Source organism: Mycobacterium malmoense (genome assembly GCF_019645855.1).
GTDB lineage: Bacteria > Actinomycetota > Actinomycetes > Mycobacteriales > Mycobacteriaceae > Mycobacterium > Mycobacterium malmoense.
The window spans coordinates 5,146,073-5,169,090 of the sequence record NZ_CP080999.1 but is presented as its reverse complement, the minus strand read 5'-3'; the positions used below and the strand labels follow the sequence as shown (position 1 = coordinate 5,169,090).

The 23,018-nt window shown below is 66.0% G+C and carries 25 protein-coding genes and 3 tRNA genes; 13 read left to right on the top strand and 15 right to left on the bottom strand.

Going from position 1 to position 23,018, the window contains the following annotated elements:
- Positions 1-16: 16 nt before the first annotated feature.
- The 6 genes from K3U93_RS24010 to K3U93_RS23985 form a co-directional block, all read right to left on the bottom strand.
- Positions 17-496: a GreA/GreB family elongation factor gene (locus K3U93_RS24010; protein WP_071510914.1), complete on the bottom strand. Its 480-nt coding sequence runs from the start codon at positions 494-496 to the stop codon at positions 17-19.
- Positions 497-1,082: 586 nt separating this feature from the next.
- Positions 1,083-1,913, bottom strand: a complete 831-nt coding sequence (gene wzm, locus K3U93_RS24005; protein ID WP_083012049.1) for a galactan export ABC transporter permease subunit Wzm/RfbD — start codon at positions 1,911-1,913, stop codon at positions 1,083-1,085.
- Positions 1,914-1,977: 64 nt separating this feature from the next.
- Positions 1,978-2,898 carry a galactofuranosyltransferase GlfT1 gene (gene glfT1 / locus K3U93_RS24000; RefSeq protein ID WP_071510912.1) on the bottom strand — a complete coding sequence of 307 codons (921 nt, stop codon included), beginning with the start codon at positions 2,896-2,898 and terminating at the stop codon, positions 1,978-1,980.
- Positions 2,891-3,724: a galactan export ABC transporter ATP-binding subunit Wzt/RfbE gene (wzt, locus tag K3U93_RS23995; RefSeq protein WP_083012047.1), complete on the bottom strand. Its 834-nt coding sequence runs from the start codon at positions 3,722-3,724 to the stop codon at positions 2,891-2,893. The genes glfT1 and wzt overlap by 8 nt, the downstream gene beginning before the upstream one ends.
- 10 nt (positions 3,725-3,734) lie before the next feature.
- The gene (locus K3U93_RS23990; RefSeq protein ID WP_139797166.1) at positions 3,735-4,286 is read right to left on the bottom strand and encodes a bacterial proteasome activator family protein; all 552 of its coding nucleotides are present in this window, start codon (positions 4,284-4,286) and stop codon (positions 3,735-3,737) included.
- The gene (locus K3U93_RS23985) at positions 4,287-6,281 is read right to left on the bottom strand and encodes a DUF6541 family protein (protein WP_083012043.1); all 1,995 of its coding nucleotides are present in this window, start codon (positions 6,279-6,281) and stop codon (positions 4,287-4,289) included.
- 128 nt (positions 6,282-6,409) lie between these two features.
- Between K3U93_RS23985 and K3U93_RS23980 the strand changes: the two genes are divergently transcribed.
- A complete protein-coding gene (locus tag K3U93_RS23980; protein WP_071510909.1) occupies positions 6,410-7,606 on the top strand; it encodes a cysteine desulfurase-like protein in 1,197 nt (398 codons plus the stop codon).
- Between the two features lie 64 nt (positions 7,607-7,670).
- Here the strand turns inward: K3U93_RS23980 and K3U93_RS23975 are convergent, their stop codons facing one another.
- On the bottom strand, positions 7,671-8,666 hold the full coding sequence (locus K3U93_RS23975; RefSeq protein ID WP_071510908.1) for an NAD(P)H-quinone oxidoreductase: 996 nt from the start codon (positions 8,664-8,666) through the stop codon (positions 7,671-7,673).
- A gap of 46 nt (positions 8,667-8,712) precedes the next feature.
- Between K3U93_RS23975 and K3U93_RS23970 the strand changes: the two genes are divergently transcribed.
- Positions 8,713-8,799 (top strand) — tRNA-Ser (locus K3U93_RS23970).
- A 10-nt stretch (positions 8,800-8,809) separates the two neighbouring features.
- Here the strand turns inward: K3U93_RS23970 and lipE are convergent.
- Together lipE and K3U93_RS23960 are read right to left on the bottom strand one after the other, a co-directional pair.
- A complete protein-coding gene (lipE, locus tag K3U93_RS23965; RefSeq protein WP_071510907.1) occupies positions 8,810-10,051 on the bottom strand; it encodes a lipase LipE in 1,242 nt (413 codons plus the stop codon).
- Between the two features lie 35 nt (positions 10,052-10,086).
- On the bottom strand, positions 10,087-10,911 hold the full coding sequence (locus K3U93_RS23960; protein WP_071510906.1) for a crotonase/enoyl-CoA hydratase family protein: 825 nt from the start codon (positions 10,909-10,911) through the stop codon (positions 10,087-10,089).
- Between the two features lie 23 nt (positions 10,912-10,934).
- On the opposite strand from K3U93_RS23960, the gene K3U93_RS23955 reads away from it, so the two are divergent.
- The gene (locus K3U93_RS23955) at positions 10,935-11,519 is read left to right on the top strand and encodes a TIGR03086 family metal-binding protein (RefSeq protein ID WP_083012040.1); all 585 of its coding nucleotides are present in this window, start codon (positions 10,935-10,937) and stop codon (positions 11,517-11,519) included.
- Positions 11,520-11,676: 157 nt separating this feature from the next.
- Here the strand turns inward: K3U93_RS23955 and K3U93_RS23950 are convergent, their stop codons facing one another.
- Both K3U93_RS23950 and K3U93_RS23945 read right to left on the bottom strand, forming a co-directional pair.
- Positions 11,677-12,138, bottom strand: a complete 462-nt coding sequence (locus K3U93_RS23950) for a DUF4334 domain-containing protein (protein ID WP_083012038.1) — start codon at positions 12,136-12,138, stop codon at positions 11,677-11,679.
- 4 nt (positions 12,139-12,142) lie between these two features.
- The gene (locus K3U93_RS23945) at positions 12,143-13,216 is read right to left on the bottom strand and encodes an aromatic amino acid aminotransferase (RefSeq protein WP_083012035.1); all 1,074 of its coding nucleotides are present in this window, start codon (positions 13,214-13,216) and stop codon (positions 12,143-12,145) included.
- Positions 13,217-13,305: 89 nt separating this feature from the next.
- Between K3U93_RS23945 and K3U93_RS23940 the strand changes: the two genes are divergently transcribed.
- Both K3U93_RS23940 and K3U93_RS23935 read left to right on the top strand, forming a co-directional pair.
- Positions 13,306-13,397, top strand: a tRNA-Ser gene (locus tag K3U93_RS23940).
- Positions 13,398-13,417: 20 nt separating this feature from the next.
- Positions 13,418-13,490, top strand: a tRNA-Arg gene (locus K3U93_RS23935).
- A 40-nt stretch (positions 13,491-13,530) separates the two neighbouring features.
- Here the strand turns inward: K3U93_RS23935 and K3U93_RS23930 are convergent.
- Positions 13,531-13,692 (bottom strand): hypothetical protein, encoded by a 162-nt coding sequence (locus K3U93_RS23930; RefSeq protein WP_176220057.1) that lies wholly within the window; start codon positions 13,690-13,692, stop codon positions 13,531-13,533.
- Between the two features lie 379 nt (positions 13,693-14,071).
- Between K3U93_RS23930 and K3U93_RS23925 the strand changes: the two genes are divergently transcribed.
- Positions 14,072-14,551, top strand: a complete 480-nt coding sequence (locus tag K3U93_RS23925; RefSeq protein WP_083012033.1) for a hypothetical protein — start codon at positions 14,072-14,074, stop codon at positions 14,549-14,551.
- 642 nt (positions 14,552-15,193) lie between these two features.
- On the opposite strand, the gene K3U93_RS23920 is transcribed toward K3U93_RS23925, so the two are convergent.
- Entirely contained in the window at positions 15,194-16,192 is a 999-nt protein-coding gene (locus tag K3U93_RS23920) for a phosphotransferase family protein (protein WP_230981721.1), read from the bottom strand.
- Positions 16,193-16,376: 184 nt separating this feature from the next.
- Here K3U93_RS23920 and K3U93_RS23915 point away from each other — a divergent pair, with 184 nt between their 5' ends.
- Positions 16,377-17,318, top strand: a complete 942-nt coding sequence (locus tag K3U93_RS23915; RefSeq protein WP_083012098.1) for a class I SAM-dependent methyltransferase — start codon at positions 16,377-16,379, stop codon at positions 17,316-17,318.
- Here K3U93_RS23915 and K3U93_RS23910 read toward each other — a convergent pair.
- Positions 17,315-18,283, bottom strand: a complete 969-nt coding sequence (locus K3U93_RS23910) for a quinone oxidoreductase family protein (RefSeq protein ID WP_071510902.1) — start codon at positions 18,281-18,283, stop codon at positions 17,315-17,317. The two genes, K3U93_RS23915 and K3U93_RS23910, sit on opposite strands and share 4 nt — an antisense overlap.
- A 93-nt stretch (positions 18,284-18,376) precedes the next feature.
- Between K3U93_RS23910 and K3U93_RS23905 the strand changes: the two genes are divergently transcribed.
- Positions 18,377-18,787, top strand: a complete 411-nt coding sequence (locus K3U93_RS23905; protein ID WP_071510901.1) for a MarR family winged helix-turn-helix transcriptional regulator — start codon at positions 18,377-18,379, stop codon at positions 18,785-18,787.
- Positions 18,788-18,794: 7 nt separating this feature from the next.
- Here K3U93_RS23905 and K3U93_RS23900 read toward each other — a convergent pair whose 3' ends face one another.
- Positions 18,795-19,628, bottom strand: a complete 834-nt coding sequence (locus K3U93_RS23900; protein ID WP_071510900.1) for a glycoside hydrolase family 25 domain-containing protein — start codon at positions 19,626-19,628, stop codon at positions 18,795-18,797.
- A 118-nt stretch (positions 19,629-19,746) separates the two neighbouring features.
- Between K3U93_RS23900 and K3U93_RS23895 the strand changes: the two genes are divergently transcribed.
- The 5 genes from K3U93_RS23895 to K3U93_RS23875 all read left to right on the top strand — a co-directional run bounded on the left by K3U93_RS23895 (position 19,747) and on the right by K3U93_RS23875 (position 23,006).
- A complete protein-coding gene (locus tag K3U93_RS23895) occupies positions 19,747-20,157 on the top strand; it encodes an MmcQ/YjbR family DNA-binding protein (RefSeq protein WP_083012028.1) in 411 nt (136 codons plus the stop codon).
- A gap of 114 nt (positions 20,158-20,271) precedes the next feature.
- Positions 20,272-20,502 (top strand): hypothetical protein, encoded by a 231-nt coding sequence (locus K3U93_RS23890; RefSeq protein WP_176220059.1) that lies wholly within the window; start codon positions 20,272-20,274, stop codon positions 20,500-20,502.
- 40 nt (positions 20,503-20,542) lie between these two features.
- Entirely contained in the window at positions 20,543-20,698 is a 156-nt protein-coding gene (locus tag K3U93_RS23885) for a DUF6131 family protein (protein ID WP_176220056.1), read from the top strand.
- A gap of 102 nt (positions 20,699-20,800) precedes the next feature.
- Entirely contained in the window at positions 20,801-21,505 is a 705-nt protein-coding gene (gene tcrX / locus K3U93_RS23880; protein ID WP_071510897.1) for a two-component system response regulator TcrX, read from the top strand.
- Complete coding sequence (locus K3U93_RS23875) at positions 21,483-23,006, top strand: sensor histidine kinase (RefSeq protein ID WP_083012026.1); 1,524 nt, start codon at positions 21,483-21,485, stop codon at positions 23,004-23,006. The genes tcrX and K3U93_RS23875 overlap by 23 nt, the downstream gene beginning before the upstream one ends.
- Positions 23,007-23,018 lie beyond the last annotated feature (12 nt).

Sequence of the window (23,018 nt, the reverse complement as noted above, 5' to 3'; positions counted from 1 at the left end):
GGCACTTCCTGGTGCGCTAGCCGGGCAGCTTCACCGCGATCAACTCGACCTGATTTTCCCCTTGCGGCGTCGAGTAGGTCACCGTATCGCCCGGTTGATGTCCGGCAAGGGCCTGCGCCAATGGGCTGCGAGCGGTCAACGTCTCGGCTTCGCGGCCGGCGGGAGTCTCTTCGACGATGGAGATCACGTGCATCGTGACGACTTCACCGTCAGGGAACCGCACGGTCACCTCGGTGCCGCCGGGCAGCGTTTCCGATTCATCAGAGCGCGACGGCCCGGTGCGCAACCGCCGGTCGAGTTCGTTGATCCGGTCGGCGAGGACGACGAGCTCGTCGGCGCGCTGTATCGCCTCGGCGGCGTCCCCGTGGTCACCGACCATGCCGCGGTCGTTTTTGACCTCGACCTCGAGGCGATCACGCCGCTGCCTCAGCCGCTCCAGCTCCGCGGCGAGGTTCTCCCGCGCCGCATCCGCCACCGATCGGGCTTTTTCGCTCACTCCGCCCACCTTTCGCGGCGCCGGCGACGTCCCTGTCGCGGAGCGCCTTGATTTGATTTGCCCGGATACGCCGCGCCTGGTGATCCGCGGCGCTTCAGTGTTGCACCACCATGAGCCAGTCACCACCGTATCCGGTAAGCACTCTCATTCGTTATACACATGCACACCCGCGGGGGCGGCGATTTTATCCTCGTTCGCTCGCGCGCCGGCGCCCATGCCGGTGCCGGCGTATAGGACCGTGTTCGACTTCGGATCGCTTGGAGCTGTCGACTGACGATCCATCGTCGTCGTCGCCGGTCGCTGCGCGCGACACGTGTGCGATTGAGCATAAAAAAGCGCGCAGTACGAGATTCTGAGATTTCGCCAGCAAAAGCAGAGGAATTTCGAACTGTACGCTTCAAATCAGCTAAGTGTACGAAGACACTGCAAACGCTATGAAGGGTCGGGTGACAGATTGGCGAGACAGGGCCAGCCGCCAATACCCTAACGTTCGCCATGTGCACCAACAGGTTATGGCCTTGGTGTAGGACGTGGAGCCACACCCGGAGGCAACGCCCCAAGAGGCACATTGCCACCGAAGAAGCGGCTACACCCAGTAGGGAACCCGGGCGCGGTATTGCCGCATCGCGAAGGCCGCCATCACCCAGCCGATGGTCGTCAGCGCCAGCACCACGGCCCAGTGCCGGAGTTCCTGATGGGCGCCCAGCAGCGGCGCGCGGACGATGTCCAGATAGTGCAGCAGCGGGTTGAGCTCGATGATGCTCGACCAGCGTCCGGCGCCCTGCTGCCGCAGCGTGTCGTCGTTCCAGATGATCGGCGTCATGTAGAACAGCAACTGCACCACCGAAAACAGCAGCGGGCCGATGTCGCGGTAGCGGGTGGCCAGGATGCCGAAACACAGCGACACCCAGATGCAATTGAGCACGATCAGCGCCAGCGCGGGGATGACGGAGAGGTCGGCCCACGACCACGGCTTGGGATAGATGATCGCGACGACGACGTAGATGACGATGTTGTGCGCGAACAAGATCATCTGTCGCCACACCAGCCGGTAGACGTGCACGGAGAGCGGCGTCGGCAGTTGCTTGATCAGCCCCTCGTTGGCGACGAAGACGTCGGAGCCCTCCAGGATGGCGGCGTTGATCAGGTTCCAGACGATCAGCCCGAGCGTGACGTAGGGCAGGTGCACGGATAGGTCGAGGTGGAAAAGCTTGGAGTACAGGCCGCCTAGCGCGACGGCGGTGGTGCCGGTCGCGATGGTGATCCAGAACGGTCCCAGTACCGAGCGGCGGTAGCGCTGCTTGATGTCTTGCCAGCCCAGGTGCAGCCACAGCTCGCGACGGCGAAAGCCGTCGACCAGGTCGTCCCGGGCGCGGGCAAGGGTCCGCGACTGTGCCGCCGCGTCGACAAACGTCATGCGCGCCGCTCCTCTCCCCCGCAAGCGGGCGGTGCCCCCACTGCCTCGTCGCCGGCGCGCGTCATCAAGAACCTCCAGGCCTACCGAATTGCTCGCGACGCCCCAAGCGCCGCAACCGAATCCACTCCCAAAGGCCCTTTGGATCGCGGCGGGTCACCAGGAAGTACCAGCCGAACCGAAGCCATTCCTGGGCTAGCAGCTTGCGCAGGCCCGGTTGCGACAGCAGGTAGCCGCGGTTGCGGTAGGTGAAGAACCGCTTGGTGGGGTCGTCGGGATACTGGGTGTGCATCCGGCCGCCCAGGATCGGCCGGAATTCGTCGGATCCGCAGGGATGCAGGTAGACCGCGTCCAGACAGGTCCCGAACGGCAGGCCGGACCGAACCAGCCGGCGGTGCATTTCGACCTCGTCGCCGCGGATGAACAGCCGCATGTCCGGGACACCGATCGATTCCAGCGTGGATGCCCGGAACAACGCGCCGTTGAACAGCGACGCTATCCCACGCAGCAGGTCCTGTCCGGCTTCGGTGCGCAATTCGCTTGCGCGCCTGCGCCATACCAGGCCGCGCCGCAACGGAAACGCCAGCCGCCGCGGGTCGTCCATGTTGCACACCATCGGCGATACCTCGGCCAGGCCGTGCCGCGCGGCGCAGGCCAGCAGGGTCGCCAGGACATGAGCGTCCTCGGGGCGTCCGTCGTCGTCGGCCAGCCACACCCAGTCGGCCCCCTGCGCCAGCGCGTGCAGCATACCGAGCGCGAAACCGCCTGCGCCACCGAGGTTTCGGCGTGACCCCAAGTAGCTGGTTGAAATGGGTTGGCCGGCCACCAGATCGCGGACCCTGCTATCGCTGGAGCCTTGAGAAGCCCCGTTGTCGACCACGATCAGATGGTCGGGCAACCGGGTCTGCGTGCTGAGCACGTCCAGCGACTTGGCCAGCTCGTCGGGGCGCCGGTGGGTGACCACGACGGCGAAGACGGTCTCAGTCATCCCCGGGCACTTTTTGCGCCACCGGTTTGTCGGCCTGGGTCTCGGCCAGCACCTCGCGCACGTGCCGGGCCGCGTCGTCGCCCTCGTAGGCGCGCACCACGTCCTCGATGCCGCCGGTCATCCGGATGACTCCGTGCTCGATCCACATCGCGGTCTTGCACAGCCGGGCCAGGAATTCGTTGGAATGGCTGGCGAACACCAGGATTCCGGAGCGCTCCACCAGGCGTTGCAACCGGGACTGGGCCTTTCTCAGGAAGTCGGCGTCCACCGCGCCGATGCCCTCGTCGAGCAGCAAGATCTCGGGATCGATGCTGGTGACCACGCCCATCGCCAGCCGGACCCGCATCCCGGTGGAGTAGGTGCGCAGCGGCATCGACAGGTAGTCGCCCAGCTCGGTGAACTCGGCGATCTCGTCGACCTTGGACAGCATCTGCTTCCGGGTCTGACCGAGGAACAGTCCGCGGATGATGATGTTCTCGTAACCGGAGATCTCCGGGTCCATGCCGATCCCCAGATCGAAGACCGGTGCGACGCGACCGGTGACCTTCGCCCAGCCTCGGGTGGGTTCGTAGATGCCCGAAAGTAGCCGCAGCAGAGTCGATTTCCCGGCACCGTTGTGGCCGACCAGGCCGACCCGGTCGCCCAACTCGAGCGTCATGGTGATGTCACGCAACGCCTCGATGACGACCACGTTGGAACTGTTGCGGCCGATCGTGCCGCCCGCCTTGCCCAGGAACGCCTTCTTCAACGAACGCGACTTGGCGTCGAAGATGGGAAACTCCACCCACGCGTCGCGTGTCTCGATATGAGGACCTGGACCCGGCACCGCGAACCGCTTACAGGTACTGGCCGTGGCCGGACCCGCCGTGGCCTGGCTTGGCCATGCCTGGGGGGAGAGCGCCCTGGCGCATCTGCTCCAGCTGTGCGCGGGCGGCCATCTGCTGGGCGAACAGCGCGGTCTGGATGCCGTGGAACAACCCCTCCAGCCAGCCGACCAGCTGTGCCTGGGCGATGCGTAATTCGGCGTCCGACGGCGCGGTGTTCTCGTTGAACGGCAGGGTGAGGCGATCGAGCTCCTCGCGCAATTCCGGCGCCAGGCCGTCTTCGAGTTCCCGGATGCTGGTGGCGTGGATCTCGCGCAGCCGATTGCGGCTGGCGTCGTCGAGCGGTGCGGCGCGCACCTCCTCGAGCAGCTGCTTGATCATGGTGCCGATCCGCATCACCTTGGCCGGTTGCTCCACCAGGTCGGTCAGGGATCGCTCGTCGGAGTCTTCGTCCGCGTCGCGGATCGCCATGATCCGCGGATCGACACCGCCGATCACCTCGACGCCGTCAGCGTCCGGGCCGTTGTCGCCGTTACTCAATCCGTTCACCATCCTCTTGTGCATCTAGGGGCGGGTCGCCGTGGCATTTCCGCGCCATTCGTAGATTTTGGCGCCACCGTTGTCGTAGATCAGCGCCCACGACTTCGATTTCTCCAGCGACACTAGTCCGTCGGGCGTGGCAAACCCTCGAACGTTGGGCCTGCTGGTCAGGATGTACCTGATATTGAGGGCCTTAACCGCCTCGACCACCTTCGGATCGGATTGGCCCTTGCGCGCGGAGGTCCAAAAGACGTAGCGGTAGTAGCCCGGGCCGGCCTGCTGCGGGAAGTCGTAGTGGGTCCACAACGGGTGCAGGTCCGCCACCGCATACATCCACGCGGTCCCGTCGACGTTGGAGTTGCCGATCACGGTGTTGCGTGCGCCCGGCAGGGTCGCCAGGTAGGCCATGGCCATCATGTCTCGCTGGTCGACCATCACCGAGTCGTACTTGTCACCGAACAGGACCAGGTGCCGGTAGAGGTAATGCCGCGCGGTGAGGACGGTGGTCAGCACCAGGAGAACCGCGGTCGTCGACACCCAGGCCTCCACGGGCAGGGGGCCCCACCCGCTTGCGGGGGACGGCTTGAACCGCTCGGCGGCTCGCCGGGTGCCGGCCACCACAACCATCACGATCGCGAACAACGCGACGCCGGCCATCGGCTCCAACAGCAGCGTGATAGCCGCCGAGATCCGGCGCGGGTCTTTGTAGAAGAACTCGCCGAATCCTCCGGCCAGTGCACCGATCGGGCCGCCCAGCGGATTCCCGGCGTCAACGTTCACGACGACCAGTAGCAGCCAAACGACGAGCGGCCACCAGATCCTTTTGACCAGGAAAATAATCCCGCCGACGGCCGTCAGCGCGATCAGCCCGTATTGGACAGGAAAGTCGTTGAGATGGCGGGAGTGCTGAAAAATGGCGTCGAAGACCCCTCGCTTCTTACTGAGGTGGGTCAGAAAAGAGTGCCCGGCAATGATGTCTTCCTGTTGCTGGACGCTGATGAACTGCGGCAACAGGATCAGACCGGCGACCGTCACAACGCCGGCCAGTGCCAGAAAATCGGCGAGCCTGCCGCGTACCGGATGCCACCACGCGTCCATGAGCCACCAGCCCGCCAGGAACAAGAGAACGATGACTCCGCCGGTGATGTGCACCGACATGACGCCCACCAGCGCCAGCACGGCTGCGGGGATGCGATCGCGGTGCCGCAACGTCGAGGCGATCAGCACAAACGTCGGGATCGCGACCCCGTAGGCGGCCATGTTGGGCATCGCGGCCACGCCGAACTCGACATAGGGGACCGCGGTGAACGACGCCGAGAGCGCGGCCGCGGTGGCCGCCGCCCCCGCGGCGCGCCATTCTCCCCACCCGGGACGCAGCAGACGCCAGGTGAGCATCGCCGCGCTCGACGGGAACAGCCAGACCGATACGGCTACCGAATTCAACGTGTAACCGGTGGTCGGTGCCGCGCCGGTGAGCTGACAGAACACCGCGGTCAGGGCGTGGAACACCGACGGGTAGTAGAGCAGCTGGTGGGTCTCGACGTTGCGGAGCTCGCCCATGTGGGTGGATGACGCCTGGCCGGTGTCGAGGATGTAGCGCACTTCGTTGGCGTGCCAGACCGCGTCCCAGGTGCTGGGGATGGACTGCCAATGCGTGAGGCCTCGGTAGCCCGCCCACATGATCAGCAGCGCGCCCAACAGCACACCGGCGGCCACCGTAATCGCCGGCCAGCGACCGATGCCTCGGGTCTCGGCCTCGGTGTCTCGGTAGCGGGCGAGCAGCAGCTGCAAACCCGTCGCCACCACGCACACCGCTGCCAGCGTGGCCAGCGCAGTCCAACCGTTCCAAGGGATTCCGAGCGCCCCGAACGGAATGATGGCCAGCGCCACCATGCCGTAAGTCAGCGCCGGGCCAACTGCGATAGCGATCGGCCACGTTAGCTGAGTGATGCGTGCGACGATCGCCCCCGGCGTGATCAGCAAAAGCAGCGCGGTCAGCGTTCCGATCCAGAGGCCCACTGGACTAGTATGGCTGGCCGGGTGACCTGGCTCGGGAAGCCACCGATTGACCGGAATGGCTTGGACGTTTCCAGGCACTCGCTACCGTCACAATTTTCGCGGATTGCGGAAGCTTTAAGGTGGCTGGCATGGCTTACGACGTCGCCCGGGTGCGCGGACTGCATCCGTCGCTGGGTGACGGATGGGTGCACTTCGACGCGCCGGCCGGCATGCTGATCCCCGATTCCGTTGCGACCACCGTATCGACAGCTTTTCGCAGGTCTGGCGCCAGCACGGCGGGCGCGCACCCGTCGGCGCGGCGCAGCGCCGCCGTCTTGGAGGCGGCGCGGGCGGCGGTGGCCGATCTGTTCAACGCCGACCCGGCGGGCGTCGTGCTGGGCGCCGATCGCGCCATCCTGTTGTCGTCGCTGGCCGAAGCGTCGTCCTCGCGGGCCGGCCTGGGCTACGAGGTGATCGTCAGCCGCCTCGACGACGAGGCCAACATCGCGCCCTGGCTGCGGGCCGCGCACCGCTACGGCGCCAAGGTGAAGTGGGCCGAGGTCGACATCGAGACCGGTGAGCTGCCGACGTGGCAGTGGGAGAGCCTGATCGGGAAGTCGACCCGGCTGGTCGCGGTCACCTCCGCGTCGGCGACGCTGGGCACGGTCACCGATCTGCGGGCGATGACCAAGCTCGTGCACGACGTCGGCGGGTTGGCGGTGGTCGACCATTCCGCCGCCGCGCCGTACCGATTGCTCGACGTCAAAGAAACCGACGTCGACGTGGTGGCGGTGAACGCTCTCGCGTGGGGCGGTCCGCCGATCGGGGCGATGGTGTTTCGCGATCCCGCGCTGATCAACACGTTCGGCTCGGTTTCGACCGACCCCCACGCCACCGGCCCGGCGCGCCTGGAGGTTGGCGCGCACCAGTTCGGCCTGCTGGCCGGCGTGGTCGCCAGCGTCGAATACCTTGCGGCGCTTGACGAGTCCGCTCGCGGCAGCCGACGGGAACGCCTGTCGGTGTCGATGCAGTCCGCCACCTCGTACCTGAACCGGGTCTTCGACTACCTGATGGTGTCGTTGCGGTCACTGCCGTTGGTGATGGTGATCGGCCGCCCCGAAGTGCGGATACCGGTGGTCAGTATCGCCCTGCACGAGGTGCCCGCCGAGCGGGTGGTGCAGCGCTTGGCGGACAACGGCATCCTGGCCATTTCCAACGAGAGTTCGCGCGCGCTCGAGGTACTGGGCGTCAACGACGTCGGCGGCGCCGTCACGATCGGCCTGGCGCATTACTCGACGACGGCCGAGGTCGACCAGCTGGTGCGTGCGCTGGCGTCGCTCGGCTGAATCCCGGGCGGCGCCGCGAGCGTAACGTCACCGCGAAACTACGGCCCGTGGATTCGCGGTGACGTTACGCTCGCGAGCCGGATACGGTCAGCACGACCTTGCCCGACACCTTCCCCGACACCAGCTGTTGGTGCGCGTCGGCGGCCTGCTGGATGGGCAGGCGCGCGCCGATGATCGGCCGCACTCGCCCGTCGGCGATCATCGGCCACACCGAGGCCGTCACCGCCGCCACGATTTCGCTCTTGCTGTGTGGCCCGCTCACCGGGCGGCCCCGCAGCGTGGTGCCGATCACCCGCGCCCGCTTGGCGAGCAGCTTGCCGAGGTTGAGCTCGCCCTTCACCCCGCCCTGCATGCCGATGACGACCAGCTGTCCGTCGTTGGCCAGGGCGTCGATATTGCGGTCCAGGTAGGCGGCGCCCATGATGTCGAGGATCACATTGGCCCCTGTGGCGCCGTCGGTCTCCGCCCGCAGCCGCGCGACGAAGTCCTCGTCGCGGTAGTTGATGGTGATCTCGGCTCCCAGCCTGCGACAAAGCTCCAGCTTCTCGGCCGATCCGGCGGTGACGGCCACCCGCGCGCCCAGCGCCCGTGCGACCTGGATCGCGTGGGTGCCGACGCCGCTGGCCCCGCCGTGCACCAGCAGTAGCTGGCCCTCGCCCAGGTGAGCGGTGAGCACCAAATTCGACCAGACCGTGCAGGCGACTTCCGGGAGTCCGGCGGCGTCGACAAGGTCGACACCGTCCGGAATCGGCAGCACCTGACCGGCGGGAACGGCGACGTGTTCGGCATAGCCGCCGCCCGCCAACAAGGCGCAAACTTCTTGTCCGACAGCCCATTTCGTGACATCCGAGCCCGCTTCGGTGACGATACCGGACACCTCCATGCCGATGATCTCACTGGCTCCGGGCGGGGGCGGATACCTACCGGCGGCCTGCAGCACGTCGGCCCGGTTGACGCCGGCCGCGGCGACCTTGATCAGTACCTCGCCCGGCCCGGCGACGGCGTCGGGAACCTCTTGCCACGAAAGTTGATCGGGGGATTCGGCGACGACGGCGCGCATGCCGGCCACGCTACTAGTCCCGCTACCCTTGTCTAGCCTTGTTCATGGTGGCGTGGCAGAGCGGCCTAATGCACTCGCCTTGAAAGCGAGAGACGGCTAACACCGTCCGGGGGTTCAAATCCCTCCGCCACCGCGGCGCCGGCTCAATCGGTCGGGATCTCGGCGGCGATGGTGTCCATCAGCGCGGTGTAGCGGCGCGCCTCGGGATCGCGGCCGGGCTTGCCGCTGCTGACCACACCGGCGGTCAGGCCGCGCGGGGGGTCGGCCCAGAGGGCGATGTTGGTGAGGCCGAGGTGACCGAACGCGGCCGGCGCGTTGCGCCCGAACGGCCCGAACCGCTTCGTCCCGAGGATGAACCCGGTGCCCCAGCGTGCCGGCTGCAGGCCGATCGCGAAATCCGGTCGCAGACGCCGGCACTCCTGCACCGCGCCGCGTAGCGTTTCCGGGCTCATCACTCGCACCCCGTCGAGTTCGCCGCCCCGGCGCCAGATTTCGGCGAACCGCGACAGCTCGTTCGCGGTCGACACCGTGTTGGACGACGGGACCACGGTGGTGAGGAAACCCGGAGTGTTGGTGTACGGGATGATCTCGTGCACGGTTCCGCCGATCGCCCTGCGGAAGATCTGCGCGATCACCGGCGGCAACGGCCGACCGGTGGGGTGGCTCGGCGCGACCAGCGGAAGGTCGTCCTTGGCGACGCCGAAGTTCGTCCAGCGAAAGCCCAGCGGATCGAGGATCTCGCCGGCCAGGATCTCGCGGATCTCCTCGTCGGCGGCCGCATAGACGATCTCGCGCATCAGCGGACCCCACGTCAGCGCGTGGTAGATGTGTACCAGCCCGGGCCGGTAGAACGGTCGCAGCTGACCGAGCATCTGTTGGGCGTACTCGTGGTCATCCGCGCGACGGAGGTCCGGCTTGGGGCCGGTCGGAAACGGGACCCCCGCGCTGTGGGTCAACACGTGCCGGATCGTGGTGCGGTCCTTGCCGTGGCTGGTGTAGCTCGGGATGTAGTCACAGACGCGATCGTCGAGCGAGAAGACCCCTCTCTCGACGAGCATGTGCACGACGGTCGCGGTCATGGCCTTGGCCGCCGAGTACACGCAGAACGGCGTGTCGGTCGTGACCGGGATCTTCTCGGCGTCGGGCGGATCGGTGGGTGCGTTGCCCCAGCCGTGGCCGATCGCGCGATTGAGCACGACGCGACCGTGCCGCCGGATGCACAGCTGGATCGCCGGGTGCATACCGGCCCGATACCAGTGCCGCGTGGCCCGCCAGATCCGTTCGACGGCAGCGCTGTCGACGTCGGAGTGGTCCTCTTCGCCGATGGCCGTGACGGAGTCCAGGTCGACCGGGACGCGGATCTTGCCGTCTGCGGTGTTCGCCACCTCCGCGAGGGTACGTGGCGGCCGGTGAGGGTGCTTTATTCGCCGGTGAACTGCGGCGGACGCTTGGCGAACGCCGCCGAGATGCCCTCGGTGAGGTCCTTGGACGGCAGGAAGGCCGCATTCCACGTCGCGACGTAACGCAGGCTTTCCGAGACCGCTGAAATGCGTTGTTGGTCAAGGACATCCTTGATTCCGTGGACGGTCAACGGTGGATTGGCGGCGATCTCCGCGGCGGCGGCGTGGGCCGCGGCCAGCGTCGTGTCGGCGTCCTCGTACACGTCGTTGACCAGACCGATCTTCGCGGCGCGGGCCGCGTCGATGTCCTTCCCGGTCAGGGCGAGTTCTCGCAGGTGGCCGTCGTTCAAGATCAGCGGCAGCCGGGCCAGGCTGCCCATGTCGGCGACGATGGCCAGCTTGACCTCACGCACCGAGAATTTGGCGTCGGCGCTGGCGTAGCGGATGTCCACCGCGGAGATCAGGTCGACGCCGCCGCCGATGCACCAGCCGTGCACGGAGGCGATGGTGGGGGTGCGGCAGTCCGCGACGGCATTGATCGCCTTCTGCATTCGCAGTATCTCGGCGTGGAAGTCGGTGCGGGCGCGGGCCAGCGCGCCGTCGGCCAGCAGTGGGGTGAACGAACCACCCATCGCGGGCACGTCCAGGCCGTAGCTGAAATTCTTGCCCGACCCGGTGATGACGATGGCCCGCACGTCGCGGTCGGCGTCCAGCGTCGCGAACACCTCCGGCATCTCCGCCCAGAACGCGGGCCCCATCGCGTTGCCCTTGCCCGGTCCGATCAGCGTCACCCGCGCAACCTGGTCTTTGGTTTCGACGGTGACGGATTCGTATGTTTGGCCCATATCGAGACCGTAGCGTGGCGAACATGCCTCCCGATTTGCGACCCGGACCAGATTCCCCGCCGACGGACGAGCTGCAAAGCGCCGAAGCCACGCTCGGTGTGCTGCAGCGGGTCCTGCACACCATCGCCGGCGACGACATGTCCCGCCAGACCCCGTGCACCGACTTCGACGTGACGCAGTTGACCGGACACTTGCTGAGGTCGATCGCGGCCCTCGGTGGCATGGTGGGCGCTGATATTCCGGAACGCGAGGAAAGCGATTCGGTGGAGCGGCAGGTCGTCGCCGCGGCCCGGCCGGCCTTGGATGCCTGGCACCGCCGCGGCCTGGACGGCACCGTCCCGTTCGGCAAAGGTGAGATGCCGGCCAAGGGCGCGTGCGCCGTCTTTTCGATCGAATTCTTGGTCCACGCTTGGGATTACGCCGCCGCGGTGGGACGCGACGTCGAGGCGCCGGAACCGCTGGCCGAATACGTGCTGGGGTTGGCGCATGACGTCGTCAGGCCGGAGCTACGCGGCAAGGGCGGGTTCGACGATCCGGTCGAGGTGCCCGCGGACGCTGGGGCGCTGGACAAGCTGATCGCGTTCACCGGCCGCAACCCGGCCGTATGACCAGGGCCTTGAGTGTGAACTCAGGGCTTTCGGTGTGCGCCTGCGGCTTCCAGTGTGAGCTCAGGGCTTTGCCTGTGAACTCAGGGCGGGATTTTCGCGATTTTCCCGCCCTGAGTTCACACGCAAAGCCGTCACCGCACACTCAACGGCGCGCGAGCTACATCCGTTCCAGGTAGAAGTAGTAATATCGGCCGTCATCCAGGACGCCCTTGCCGTTCATGATGCCCATCACCGCGCCATCGTCGATCTTCTTGAAATGATCGTGCACGGGTTGGCCGTCGTAGACCATGGTGGCGGTGACCTCGCCGCGGAACTCCTCGAGCCACAGGCTGGCCTCGCCCTTGCCCATCGCCACGTTGGAAAACTTGTTCCCGTCGGCGTCCAGACAGACCAACGGCTGCACGTCGCCGGCCGACCTGAAGGTCTTGCCGAACCAGCGGGCCTTCTCCAACCGGCCGTTCATCTTGTGGCCGGTAAGAAACTCGCCGCCCTGCCACTCACCGATCATCCCCTCGATGGTCGCGGGCTGCAGGGTCGCCCAGAATTCGTCGAGCTCCGCATCGTCGATGCGGCCGCCGCGTTCCTTGAGCTCGGTAAACTTCTTGCGGGCCAAGCTCATTCGTTTACTCCTGTGATTCCGTGCGGGCAATCCAGTCGCGGGCAAACCGCAGCAGGGCGTCGTTTTCGTCCGGCGCCCCAATGGTGACCCGGACACCGTCGGTGCCGTACGGGCGGACCACGATCCGGGCGTCGGCGGCGCGTTCGACGAAGTCCATGGTGCGCGGTCCCAGCGGCAGCCAGACGAAGTTGGCCTGCGTCGGCGGCAGGGTGAACCCGGCGCCCCGCAGACCGGCGGCGACCCGGGCACGCTCGGCGACCACCGCGTCGGTGCGGGCCAACAGCTCGCCGGCCGCGTCCAGTGAGGCGATGGCGGCGGCCTGCGAGACGTTCGTCACGGAGAACGGCACATAGACCTTGTCCAGGGCGGTGATCAGTTCGGGATGGCCGATCGCGTAGCCGACGCGGAGGCCCGCCAGCCCGTACGCCTTCGAAAAGGTCCGCAACACAACGACATTGCTGCGGGCCCGGGCCAGCTCCAGGCTGTCGGGCACCAGGCCGTCGCGGATGTATTCGACGTAGGCCTCGTCGATGGCGATGAGAATGTGCGACGGCACCGCGGCAACGAAGCGGGCCAGTGCGTCCGGATCGACGACCGTGGACGTCGGGTTGTTGGGGTTGCAGACGAAAATCAACCGGGTGCGGTCGGTGATCGCGGCGAGCATCGCGTAGAGGTCGAACGCGTGGTCGGTCAGCGGCACTTTGACGGCGGTCGCGCCGGCGACCTGGACCAGCGGCGGATAGAGCTCAAAGCTGCGCCACCCCATCACCACCTCGTCGCCGGCCGAGGCGGTGATTTGAACGAGCTGCTGGCACAGACTGACCGAACCGCACCCGACCGCGACGTGCTCGGGAGCGAAATCCGGACCGAGGTGTTTGGCCAGCGCCGCCTTGAGTTGCACGCAGGCGCTGTCGGGGTAGCGGTTGACGATGTCGGTGGCCCGCTCGACGGCCGCGCGAACGCTGGGCAGCGGGCCGAACACCGTCTCGTTGCTGGCCAGTTTGATCGAGCCTGGGACCGTCTTGCCGGGGACGTAGACCGGCAGCCCGACCAACTCGGGTCGCAGGCGGGCGGTCACTTCGACAGCATATGTCGGCGCTGTGTACGCTATGCCTCCGGCGGTTCGGGGATAGCTGAAAGGGGTCGGGTACCCTCAGGAAGTCCGATGGAGGCGTGCCAGAGCGGCCGAATGGGGCTCACTGCTAATGAGTTGTCCCCCTTTAAGGGGACCGGAGGTTCAAATCCTCTCGCCTCCGCCACGCAGGACAACTGAAGACAGGCGCCCGTAGCTCAACGGATAGAGCATCTGACTACGGATCAGAAGGTTGGGGGTTCGAATCCCTTCGGGCGCGCTCACTACCTGCGGAAATGCAGCAGACACGCCCTAGCCGCTCACGAAGTTGTCACAACTCGCGCCAAACTCTGCGCGTTGTCGGCCAGCGCGCCGTCTTCGCGGGCGAGCAGCACCGGCGAAAGCGCTTTGCACTTCTGGATTTTGGTGAGACTTGATTTGATGTAGGGGTTGCCCGGGATCTCTGCTGCCTTCTGGCGCACGGTTGGACGGTCGTCGGCGTCGCGAAGGTCAGTGACCGGACACCTGACGGTTCCGCTACTTCTGTTGACCGCCACGATCCGAGACCGACCTCGAGATGTACATCGCCGGCACGCAGCATACCGGCGGCACCGTGACTCGCGAGATCATGCTGTAGCCATTGATACGACCCCGCCACAGCAAGCGCAGCGCTCATGGGTTGCCGAGACCCGAGCCTCCTCCTGGCTCCCTACAAAGTCCGACGGACCGACAACGGCGGTCCACCCACGACCCGCCGATATGCTGGCGGAAGTGCGGAAACACATCAATATGATTCAATTTAGTTATGTCTGACTGTGGCCAGGTTGTGCCGCATGTGCGGCTACACAGGGTTCGCCGGACGTGACGGTCGCGGTGTGGGTAAAGGTCTACGATGGCATTGCACTGGCGACCGACTCGGCGACAACAGTCCAGCTCCCTGGCAGCCACCAGGTCTACAACAACGCTGACAAGATCTTCCATCTGCATCGTGAATTGCCGATTGGTGCCATGACATGGGGATTGGGCCAGATCGGGCCAGCGAGCATCTCTACGGTGTCAAAGAGCCTACGGCTGCGATTCATGGGACGGGACCCGTTGAATCCCCACTGGGAACTGGACGAGAACTACACCATCGAGGGTGTCGCGAACCGTGTTGCAGACATGTTCTGTCAGGCCCTGAAGCAAACTGGCATAACGAGCTGGCCCGGTCAGCTTGGATATCTAGTAGCCGGCTATTCCGCAGGATCTGATCAGCCCGAAGTGTGGAAGCTTGAGTTTCAGGGCAGTTGCAGCAAACCCCCGGACCCGAAGCTCGAGCAGTCAACCGACCAATATGGTTAGCGTGCATACGCGCAGCCAGACGCTATAGACCGACTCTTTCAGGGCTACGACGGGCGGCTGAAGGGGGCGCTCCTGGCCGTCACCGATCCCGCAAACCACTCAGCCGTAGAGGCGCTGCTTCAGCAGCAACACAGAATGCCGCTGCACGTTGCCATGCCCTTACCCGACGCCATCGGTCTCGCCAAGTTCATGGTGGAGACCACATCTGGTTATAGTCACTTCAATCTAGGTCCGGATACTGTGGGCGGACCGGTCGAAGTAGCCGGAATCAGTCTCCACGAGGGATTCAAGTGGATAGCGAGGAAGCACTACTTCTCCACCGACCTCAATAAGGGAGAGATCCAATGAGTAGCCACCACCTTCTCACTTTCAATGCCCGATCGCCGTCTGGTGGCGCAGCGCAGCATCCTCAACCAAACGGCGATTCCAGGGATAGCGAATTCCGTTCGGGTGGTCAGACTTTCGAAACACCTCAGCGACCGTCGGTGTCAGTACCGCGCCCGCGCCCACACTCGTCGGGCCAACCCCGCGGCGGGGGTCAGGGTTCCCGATAGTCTTTTAGGGGTGCCGGCGACGCCTCGGGCTAGCCCGGGTAATTACTGCACGTGAGTTGCAACGAATACCTATCGTGCGACATGCCGGTCAGCTCTCGTTATCGATAAGCGTGAGCGCCCGTTCGAACAGGTGCACCGTGGCCGCGTGCAGTTGGTCGCCGACCTCTTTTTCGGCCTTGCCCGCGCAGGCTCGGGCCAGGGTGCCCTCGATCACGATGCCGAGCTTGAAACAGGCCAGCACGGTGTACCAGGTGATGTGCGACAGGTCGCGGGTGGTGTTGGCGGCATAGCGCTGGAACAGGTCGTCGGTGCTGGCCAGCCCGTCCTGGCCGCCCAGGGCGTGGCTGAACACGGCGGACCCGTCGGGCTGGCGCCACGTGGCCAGCAGCCAGCCCAGATCGAGCAGCGGGTCACCGATCGTGCACATCTCCCAGTCGACGATGGCGACGACGTCCGGCCCGGTGCGGGAAAACATCACGTTGGCGGCGTGGTAGTCGCCGTGCATGATGCCGGGCGTCCACACCGTCGGCCGGCGGCGCTCCAGCCAGGCCGCGACCCGCTCGATCCCCGGGATCTCCGGCCCCGGGTAATTCTCGTACTCCCGATAGGACTCCAGCTCGGAAAGCCAGCGCGGCACTTGGCGTTCCAAAAAGCCGGCCGGTTTGCCGAAATCGGCGAGGCCGACGGCGACGTGGTCGACGGCGCCCAGCTTGGCCAGCGCGTCGGCCATCGACAGCCCCATCTGGAACCGCACAGCGGGATCGCCCGCGTGCAACGGCGGCAGGCCCTCGCCGGCGTTGAATCCGTCGACCGGCTCCATCAGGTAGAACACCGCGTCGCCGAGCACGCTGGGGTCGTCGCAGGTGGCGATCAGGTGCGGGTGCGGCACGTCGGAGCCGGCCAGCGCGGCAAGGACCGTGGTTTCCCGCAGGATCACGCTGTTGCTGCGCGGACGCAGGTGCCGCGGGCCGCGCCGCAGCACATAGGGACGTCCGGCCCGGGCGAAGCGCAGCATGACGTTCTGCGTTCCGCCGGTGACGGCGGACACGTCCTCCAGCGGGCCCTCGCCCAATCCTTGCCGCGACATCCATTCCGCCACGGCGTGAAGATCCACTTTCGGGTCCAGCTGGTCCACGCGGTGAAAACCTACTCCGCCGGCGGCTCGAGCCGCCCGGCCGTCCGGGAAAAGCCTATGCCACCGGCCCGCCCGTCGAAGGCTGGAACAATAGTATGTGCAACTAACTGACTTTCGGCCTGGAAGGGAAATGGCGATGCCGCGTACCGACAACGATTCCTGGGACATCACCCAAAGCGTGGGAGCCACCGCACTGGGTGTCGCTGCGGCCCGAGCCGCCGAGACCGAGAGCGAGAATCCGCTCATCAACGACCCGTTCGCGCGCGTGTTCGTGGACGCCGCGGGCGACGGGATGTGGAGCATCTACGCGGATCCCAAGCTGCTAGCCAAGGCGATGGAGCTGGAACCGGATGTGCGGACGCGGATCCAGCTGATGATCGACTTCATGGCCACGCGGACGGCGTTTTTCGACGAATTCTTTCTCGGCGCGGCCGACGCCGGCGTTCGGCAGGTGGTGATCCTGGCGGCCGGCCTGGACGCGCGTACCTGGCGGCTGCCATGGCCCGACGGCACGGTCGTCTACGAGCTGGACCAGCCCAAGGTGCTGGAGTTCAAGTCCAACACGCTGCGCGAGCACGGCGCGCGGCCGAGGGCTCAATTGGTGAACGTGCCGATCGATCTGCGCCAGGATTGGCCGAAGGCATTGCAAGAGAACGGATTTGATGCGTCGAAACCGGCCGCCTGGTCGGCCGAAGGGCTTGTGCGTTACCTGCCGGCGCAGGCGCAGGACCTGTTGTTCGAGCGCATACATGCGCTCAGCGCACCGGGCAGCTGGCTGGCTTCCAACGTGCCCGGCCAGGGTTTCACCGATCCCGACCGGATTCGGCGCCAGCGTGAGGACATGCAGCGGATGCGGGCCGCGGCCGCCAAGCTGGTTAGCGCCGAGATAACGGATTTCGACGACCTCTGGTATCCCGAGGAACGCACGCCCGTCGACGGCTGGCTGCGCGAGCGTGGCTGGGACGTGTCGGCGGCAACGTTCGAGGAACTGATGGCTCGCTATGGCCGCAGCGTTCCCGAAGACGCCGAGGACGCGATGCCCCCCACGCTCTACATATCCGCGCGGCGGCAAGCTTAGCCCCAATCGGAGGGCGTGATGACGATCCGCTGGTCGCTGGCGGTGTCGTTCCACGCGGCCTCGACGTCGGCGAGCGGCACGGCGCGGGTGTCGAGTTTGAAGGTGCCGCCGGTGATTTCGCCGGCCAGGGTGCGCAATTCGGCCAGGATGTCAGAGATCGGGACCGACCCCTGGCCGCTGCCCACGATCTGTAGGCGGATGGCGCGCAGCGCCGCGGACGGAATCTCGGCCGATGTGCCGGCGACCGAGCCGATCTCGATCCAGGTGAGGGGCTTTCCGGGGTCGGAACGATTGCGGGCGATGGCGATGCCGGTCATCACCTCGGCCGTGATCGGACCCCAGAGGTAGTCGATGACGACATCGACATCGCGCGCCACCCGAGCGAGATCGCTTACCGCAGAGGCGCTGTCGAGTCGGACGGTGGCGTCGGCACCGAGACCGCTCAGCGTCGAGAGCCGCCGAGCGTCGCGTCCGGCGCCGATGACGTGGCTGGCTCCAAGGCGCTTGGCGACCTGCACGGCCATGCGACCCGCGCTGCCGGTGGCGCCAAGAACCAGGACCGTTTGGCCGGGCTCGAACTCGATGCGCCGGCGAAGGGCGATCCACGCGGACATGACGGGATTCATCGCCGCGGCCACCAAAATCGGATCGGCACCCTCTGGCAGAACGACGCTGCGGCGCCGGTCGACGACGGTCTGCTCGGCCATCGCGCCCATCGTGGTATCGGGCAGGACGAAGTAGCGCAGACTCCCGTCGGGAGCGCGCCCCACCCCGTCGATGCCGGGCACCAGGGGCAGCTCCCCGGAACTGGTGTAATGCGAGCCGTCGGCCTGCGAGCGCACCCGGGGATGCAGGCCGACGGCGACGACGTCGACCAGGATCTCGTCGGGAGTTTGCGGGGTAGGGCGAGGGAACTCCCGGTAGGCCGGCGGCCTGTCGAACGCGGTGACAACGGCTGCGTGCATCTTGCTTCTCCTCAACCAAGTCAACCCAAATTTAGATGGTAACACGAACTATATTAGATGGCATTACGAACTAATGCAAGGTAGGGTTGTGCCATGGATACCGCCGATGACCTTCGGGACAGCCTGGTGCAAGTGTCATTCGCGGTGATCGCGGTGCTGAACCGCGTTGCCGCCGAACACGATCTGTCGCTGACGCAACTGCGTGTCCTGGGGATACTGCGTGACCGGGAACCCACGATGGCCGAACTCGCGACCTATCTCGGACTGGAGCGCTCGACGGTCAGCGGCCTCATCGACCGGGCGCTCCAGCGCGGCCTGGTGCGAAAAAGCGCCGACTCCGCCGACGGCCGCTCGGTGCGGATCGGCCTTACGGCTGAGGCGCAAGGTGTGAAAACCCGGGTCATTGCCGAGATCGGTCAACTCATGGCGCCGCTGACCGACCGTCTTACCCCGGGCGAGCAGAAGCGGTTGACCGCCCTGCTGACGAAGGTCCTCGACCAGTGACGTGCCGCTAGCTTCCGGCCGCCGCTTGCAGGCCTTCCACGTCGGTCTTGATCGCCGCGATCGCGTCGACGGGCGTGAGGTATTGGCCCTGGCTGTTCTTGCCAAGTTGGGGCCAGCCGGCACCGTTGGGCCCGCGCAGTTGGTCCCAGATGTCGCGGACCTTGCTCAACAGTTCGGCTTGCTCGTCGTCGGTGAGCGCCATCAACCATCCTCCATTCGTAGCGATGCCGCAGGCGGCGGCAAACCCTTGCGGTGTCAGCCCGTCGGCGGAGTTCATGTCGCAATTGCCGAACGGCGGGCATCCCTGCGGCAGATTGGGGCTGAAGCCCGTGCCGTTGGTGTATTGGTGCGCGACTTGGCCCGGGAGGTCCGGATCGGACCCGTAACCCGCCGCGATGACCCGCAACCCGTCGGGCCGTGTCCGCCACATGTTGTCGAAGTCATAAGCGTTGGCATAACCGATGATTCGCGCGGGCGAGCCGGCGTAGTCGGCCAGGTTCCAGTACAGGTTGTTGATCCAGCTTGAGCCGTCGCCGGGTGGGTTGCCTCCCGATTCGACGTCGAGCATCAGCGCGACCCGCGGGTGCAGGCCGCCGCCGGCGTCGATCATCGAACGCACGGTGTCGGCATTGTCCGACCAGTTCGGGCGCGCGTAGGTGTAGACGATCCCGAACGTCATGCGTCCGCTGTCCAAGGCGGCGCGCGTCCACGCATAATTGGCGGCGAAGTTGTGATCTTGATAAGTGCCGTCGCAGACCCGAATCGACAGCACCCGGTACGGATACGAGTCATCCACGGGCACTTGAAATTCGGAGATGTCAGCGAACAGTGTGTCGGTCACGGCATCTCGCCTCGAAAGTCATTCCGGGCGTGACACATCGTGAATCCCCCTTCGCCGCAACATCACTCGTCATGCTACAGATCGGAACGTCTTGTGGAAGGACGGTAATGTTGCCGCTATGGCCGAAAGATCTGCCCGGGTAAGCGACGTGCATCGAATCGCCGCGTCGATGCCGCACGTCAAGCGCTTGGAGGGCCCGAAGGGAAACTCCATTTATCAGGTGGGCGGAAAGTCGTTCGTGTTCTTCCGGACTCCCCAGCCCGACGCGGCCGACCCGGACACCGGCGAACGCTACGCCGACGTGGTCATGCTCTGGGTCGAGTCGGAGAACGACAAGCTGGCGCTTATCCAGGATCCGTCGTCGCCGTTCTTCACCACGAGCCATTTCGACGGGCATCCGTCGGTATTGGTGCGGGCCGGCCGACTGTCGGAGATCACGACGACGGAGTTAGCCGAGCTGATTCAGGACGCATGGCTGTCGCGGGCGTCCAGGAAGCGGGCCGCGGCGTGGCTGGCCGACCATAGCTAGCGTGCCCGGCTTCGTTTTGCCATGGCGCCAAAGGCGGCTGCTTGAATCCAGCAATGTTTAGACATGAGTTCAACGGGTAACGCTAGGCGGACGGGAAGTCTTCTCGAAACACAACTGGAGGTCACCATGCGTGGTCGCGGAGTGATCGGCGCGATTGTCCTGGCGTGGCTGCTCATCGGAGCCTTCGCGGCGTACCAGCGCGACTACTTCAAGGGTGGGTCAACAAGTTGTGTCACGGCGGGAAACATCGCGCTGACGGTGATCGCGGGGCCCTTGAACTACGCGGGCGTCAACCCGAAAGTCAAGGATTGCCATCTACCACAGCCCAGTTCGATGCCCGGTTAAAGCCCGGTGGCCCAGAACCCCTTACGCAAAGGAAGTTGTCATGATCATCGTAGGCGCGGTCTTGCTTGTCCTCGGATTTGTCTTCGGCATCCATTTGTTATGGGTGCTTGGCATCGTCTTGCTCGTCATCGGTGCGGCGTTGTGGATCATGGGTTCGGTGGGCCGCCCGGTCGCCGGCCGGCGCTACTGGTACTAGGCATTTCACAGGACACGCATAGCAATTCCATAGCGTTGGCCCAGCCGGGTGCGGATACTGGAACTTGTGACGCAGTCTCGAGCCTCGGCAGAGCGGGTTGTCATGTGTCGTGCCGACGGCAACCCGATCAACGTTCTCGTCGTCGACGACGAGCCCGTCTTGGCCGAGATGGTGTCGATGGCATTGCGGTACGAGGGCTGGAACATCTCCACCGCGGGCGACGGATCGTCGGCGATCGCGGCCGCCCGCGCCCAACGGCCCGACGTGGTCGTTCTCGACGTGATGCTGCCCGATATGAGTGGGCTTGACGTCCTGCACAAGCTTCGCGAAGAGAACCCGCAGCTGCCGGTGTTGCTGCTGACGGCCAAGGACGCGGTGGAAGACCGCATCGCCGGGTTGACCGCGGGCGGCGACGACTACGTCACCAAACCGTTCAGCATCGAAGAGGTGGTGTTGCGGTTGCGGGCGCTGTTGCGGCGCACCGGAATAACGACGGTGGACAGCGGGGCACAGCTGGTGGTCGGAGACCTGGTGTTAGACGAGGACAGTCACGAGGTGACGCGTGCCGGCGAACCAATCTCGTTGACCTCCACCGAGTTCGAGCTGCTGCGTTTCATGATGCGCAACGCCAAGCGGGTGTTGAGCAAGGCCCAGATCCTTGACCGGGTGTGGAGCTACGACTTCGGCGGCCGGTCCAACATCGTCGAACTCTACATTTCCTACCTGCGCAAGAAGATTGACAACGGTCGCGACCCCATGATCCATACACTGCGCGGCGCGGGCTATGTCCTCAAGCCGGCCCGCTAGCCCACGGCGCGCCTGGTCTCTTCGGCTGCGGCTGCTGGTCGGGCAGATCCTGGTTCTCGCCATCGTATGCGTCGGCATCACCGCGGCGACCGAACTGGCGCTGCAACACCACCTCGTGACGCAGCTCGACGTGCAGCTCGCCGGGGCCTCCTACCGGTCGGCACTGATGTACCCCGAACCGAAACATCCGGGCTGGCACCACGAATCGCACTTCTACCCGAGGCCGGGCCCCGGTCCGCGGTTCCTCGATGCCCCGGGCCAGCCGGCGGGGATGGTGGCCGCGGTGATCAACCATGGCAAGGTCGTTGACGCCGGCTACCTGACCGGCGCCGGTTCCCGGGCCGCGTTAACCCCAACCGCGCAAGCCCAACTGGAACAGATTGCCGGCAGCCGCACGCCGGTGACCCTGGACCTCAACGACCTCGGCCGATACCGGGTGGTCGCCGCGCCGAGCCGAAGCGGCGGCGACGTCATCGTCACCGGCCTGTCGATGTCCAACGTCGACGCCACCATGATCCGGATGCTGATCATCCTTGGGATCGTCACGGTGATCGCGCTGGTCGCCGCGACCACCGCCGGCGTCATCATCATCAGGCGGGCGCTGGAGCCGCTGCGCCGCGTCGCGCAAACCGCGAGCGAAGTCGTCGAACTTCCGTTGGACCGCGGCGAGGTCGAGCTGCCGGTGCGGGTGGCCGAATCCGACGCGAACCCGGCCACCGAGGTGGGTCAGCTCGGGTCGGCGCTGAACCGGATGCTCGACCACATCGCGGCGGCGCTGTCGGCGCGGCAGGCCAGCGAAACCCGGGTCCGGCAGTTCGTCGCCGACGCCAGCCACGAACTGCGCACCCCGCTCGCCGCGATACGGGGCTACACCGAACTCGCCCAACGCATGGGCCAGGACGGCGGGGACCGCGAGGCGGTGGCGCACGCGATGAGCCGGGTGGCATCGGAGACCGAGCGGATCACCCGCCTCGTCGAGGACCTGCTGCTGCTGGCCCGCCTGGACTCCGGCCGGCCGCTGGAACGCGAACCGGTGGATCTGTCGAGGTTGGCGGTTGACGCGGTCAGCGACGCACACGTCGCCGGACCGGATCATCAGTGGGAGCTTGACCTGCCCGAAGAACCCGTGGTCGTCACCGGTGATGCGGCGCGGCTGCACCAGGTGTTGACGAACCTGCTTGCCAACGCCCGCGTGCACACCGCCGCCGGCACTGTCGTGACGACGCGATTGAGTGCCGAGCCGACGCACACCGTGCTGCAGGTGGTCGACAACGGCTCCGGCATTCCGGCAGCGCTTCAATCGGAGGTTTTCGAGCGGTTCGCCCGCGGCGATTCCTCGCGCTCCCGTAAAGGCGGCAGCACCGGGCTGGGGCTGGCGATCGTCTCGGCGGTCGTCAAGGCGCACAACGGAACGATCACGGTGGACAGCTCGCCCGGTCGTACCGAGTTCACGGTGCGGTTGCCAGTCAACGGGTGGAAACCACCCGCTTCGAACGACTAGGTCACCGAGCTA

What these genes read in the sequence shown, in the direction of transcription:
- wzm (WP_083012049.1), bottom strand. Translation starts at nt 1,913, where the DNA reads ATGACGTTTGTCGACGCGGCGGCACAGTCGCGGACCCTTGCCCGCGCC.
- glfT1 (WP_071510912.1), bottom strand. Translation starts at nt 2,898, where the DNA reads ATGACTGAGACCGTCTTCGCCGTCGTGGTCACCCACCGGCGCCCCGAC.
- K3U93_RS23990 (WP_139797166.1), bottom strand. Translation starts at nt 4,286, where the DNA reads ATGCACAAGAGGATGGTGAACGGATTGAGTAACGGCGACAACGGCCCG.
- K3U93_RS23980 (WP_071510909.1), top strand. Translation starts at nt 6,410, where the DNA reads ATGGCTTACGACGTCGCCCGGGTGCGCGGACTGCATCCGTCGCTGGGT.
- K3U93_RS23975 (WP_071510908.1), bottom strand. Translation starts at nt 8,666, where the DNA reads ATGCGCGCCGTCGTCGCCGAATCCCCCGATCAACTTTCGTGGCAAGAG.
- K3U93_RS23960 (WP_071510906.1), bottom strand. Translation starts at nt 10,911, where the DNA reads ATGGGCCAAACATACGAATCCGTCACCGTCGAAACCAAAGACCAGGTT.
- K3U93_RS23955 (WP_083012040.1), top strand. Translation starts at nt 10,935, where the DNA reads ATGCCTCCCGATTTGCGACCCGGACCAGATTCCCCGCCGACGGACGAG.
- K3U93_RS23950 (WP_083012038.1), bottom strand. Translation starts at nt 12,138, where the DNA reads ATGAGCTTGGCCCGCAAGAAGTTTACCGAGCTCAAGGAACGCGGCGGC.
- K3U93_RS23920 (WP_230981721.1), bottom strand. Translation starts at nt 16,192, where the DNA reads ATGTCGCGGCAAGGATTGGGCGAGGGCCCGCTGGAGGACGTGTCCGCC.
- K3U93_RS23915 (WP_083012098.1), top strand. Translation starts at nt 16,377, where the DNA reads ATGCCGCGTACCGACAACGATTCCTGGGACATCACCCAAAGCGTGGGA.
- K3U93_RS23910 (WP_071510902.1), bottom strand. Translation starts at nt 18,283, where the DNA reads ATGCACGCAGCCGTTGTCACCGCGTTCGACAGGCCGCCGGCCTACCGG.
- K3U93_RS23905 (WP_071510901.1), top strand. Translation starts at nt 18,377, where the DNA reads ATGGATACCGCCGATGACCTTCGGGACAGCCTGGTGCAAGTGTCATTC.
- K3U93_RS23895 (WP_083012028.1), top strand. Translation starts at nt 19,747, where the DNA reads ATGGCCGAAAGATCTGCCCGGGTAAGCGACGTGCATCGAATCGCCGCG.
- K3U93_RS23885 (WP_176220056.1), top strand. Translation starts at nt 20,543, where the DNA reads ATGATCATCGTAGGCGCGGTCTTGCTTGTCCTCGGATTTGTCTTCGGC.
- tcrX (WP_071510897.1), top strand. Translation starts at nt 20,801, where the DNA reads ATGTGTCGTGCCGACGGCAACCCGATCAACGTTCTCGTCGTCGACGAC.
- K3U93_RS23875 (WP_083012026.1), top strand. Translation starts at nt 21,483, where the DNA reads ATGTCCTCAAGCCGGCCCGCTAGCCCACGGCGCGCCTGGTCTCTTCGG.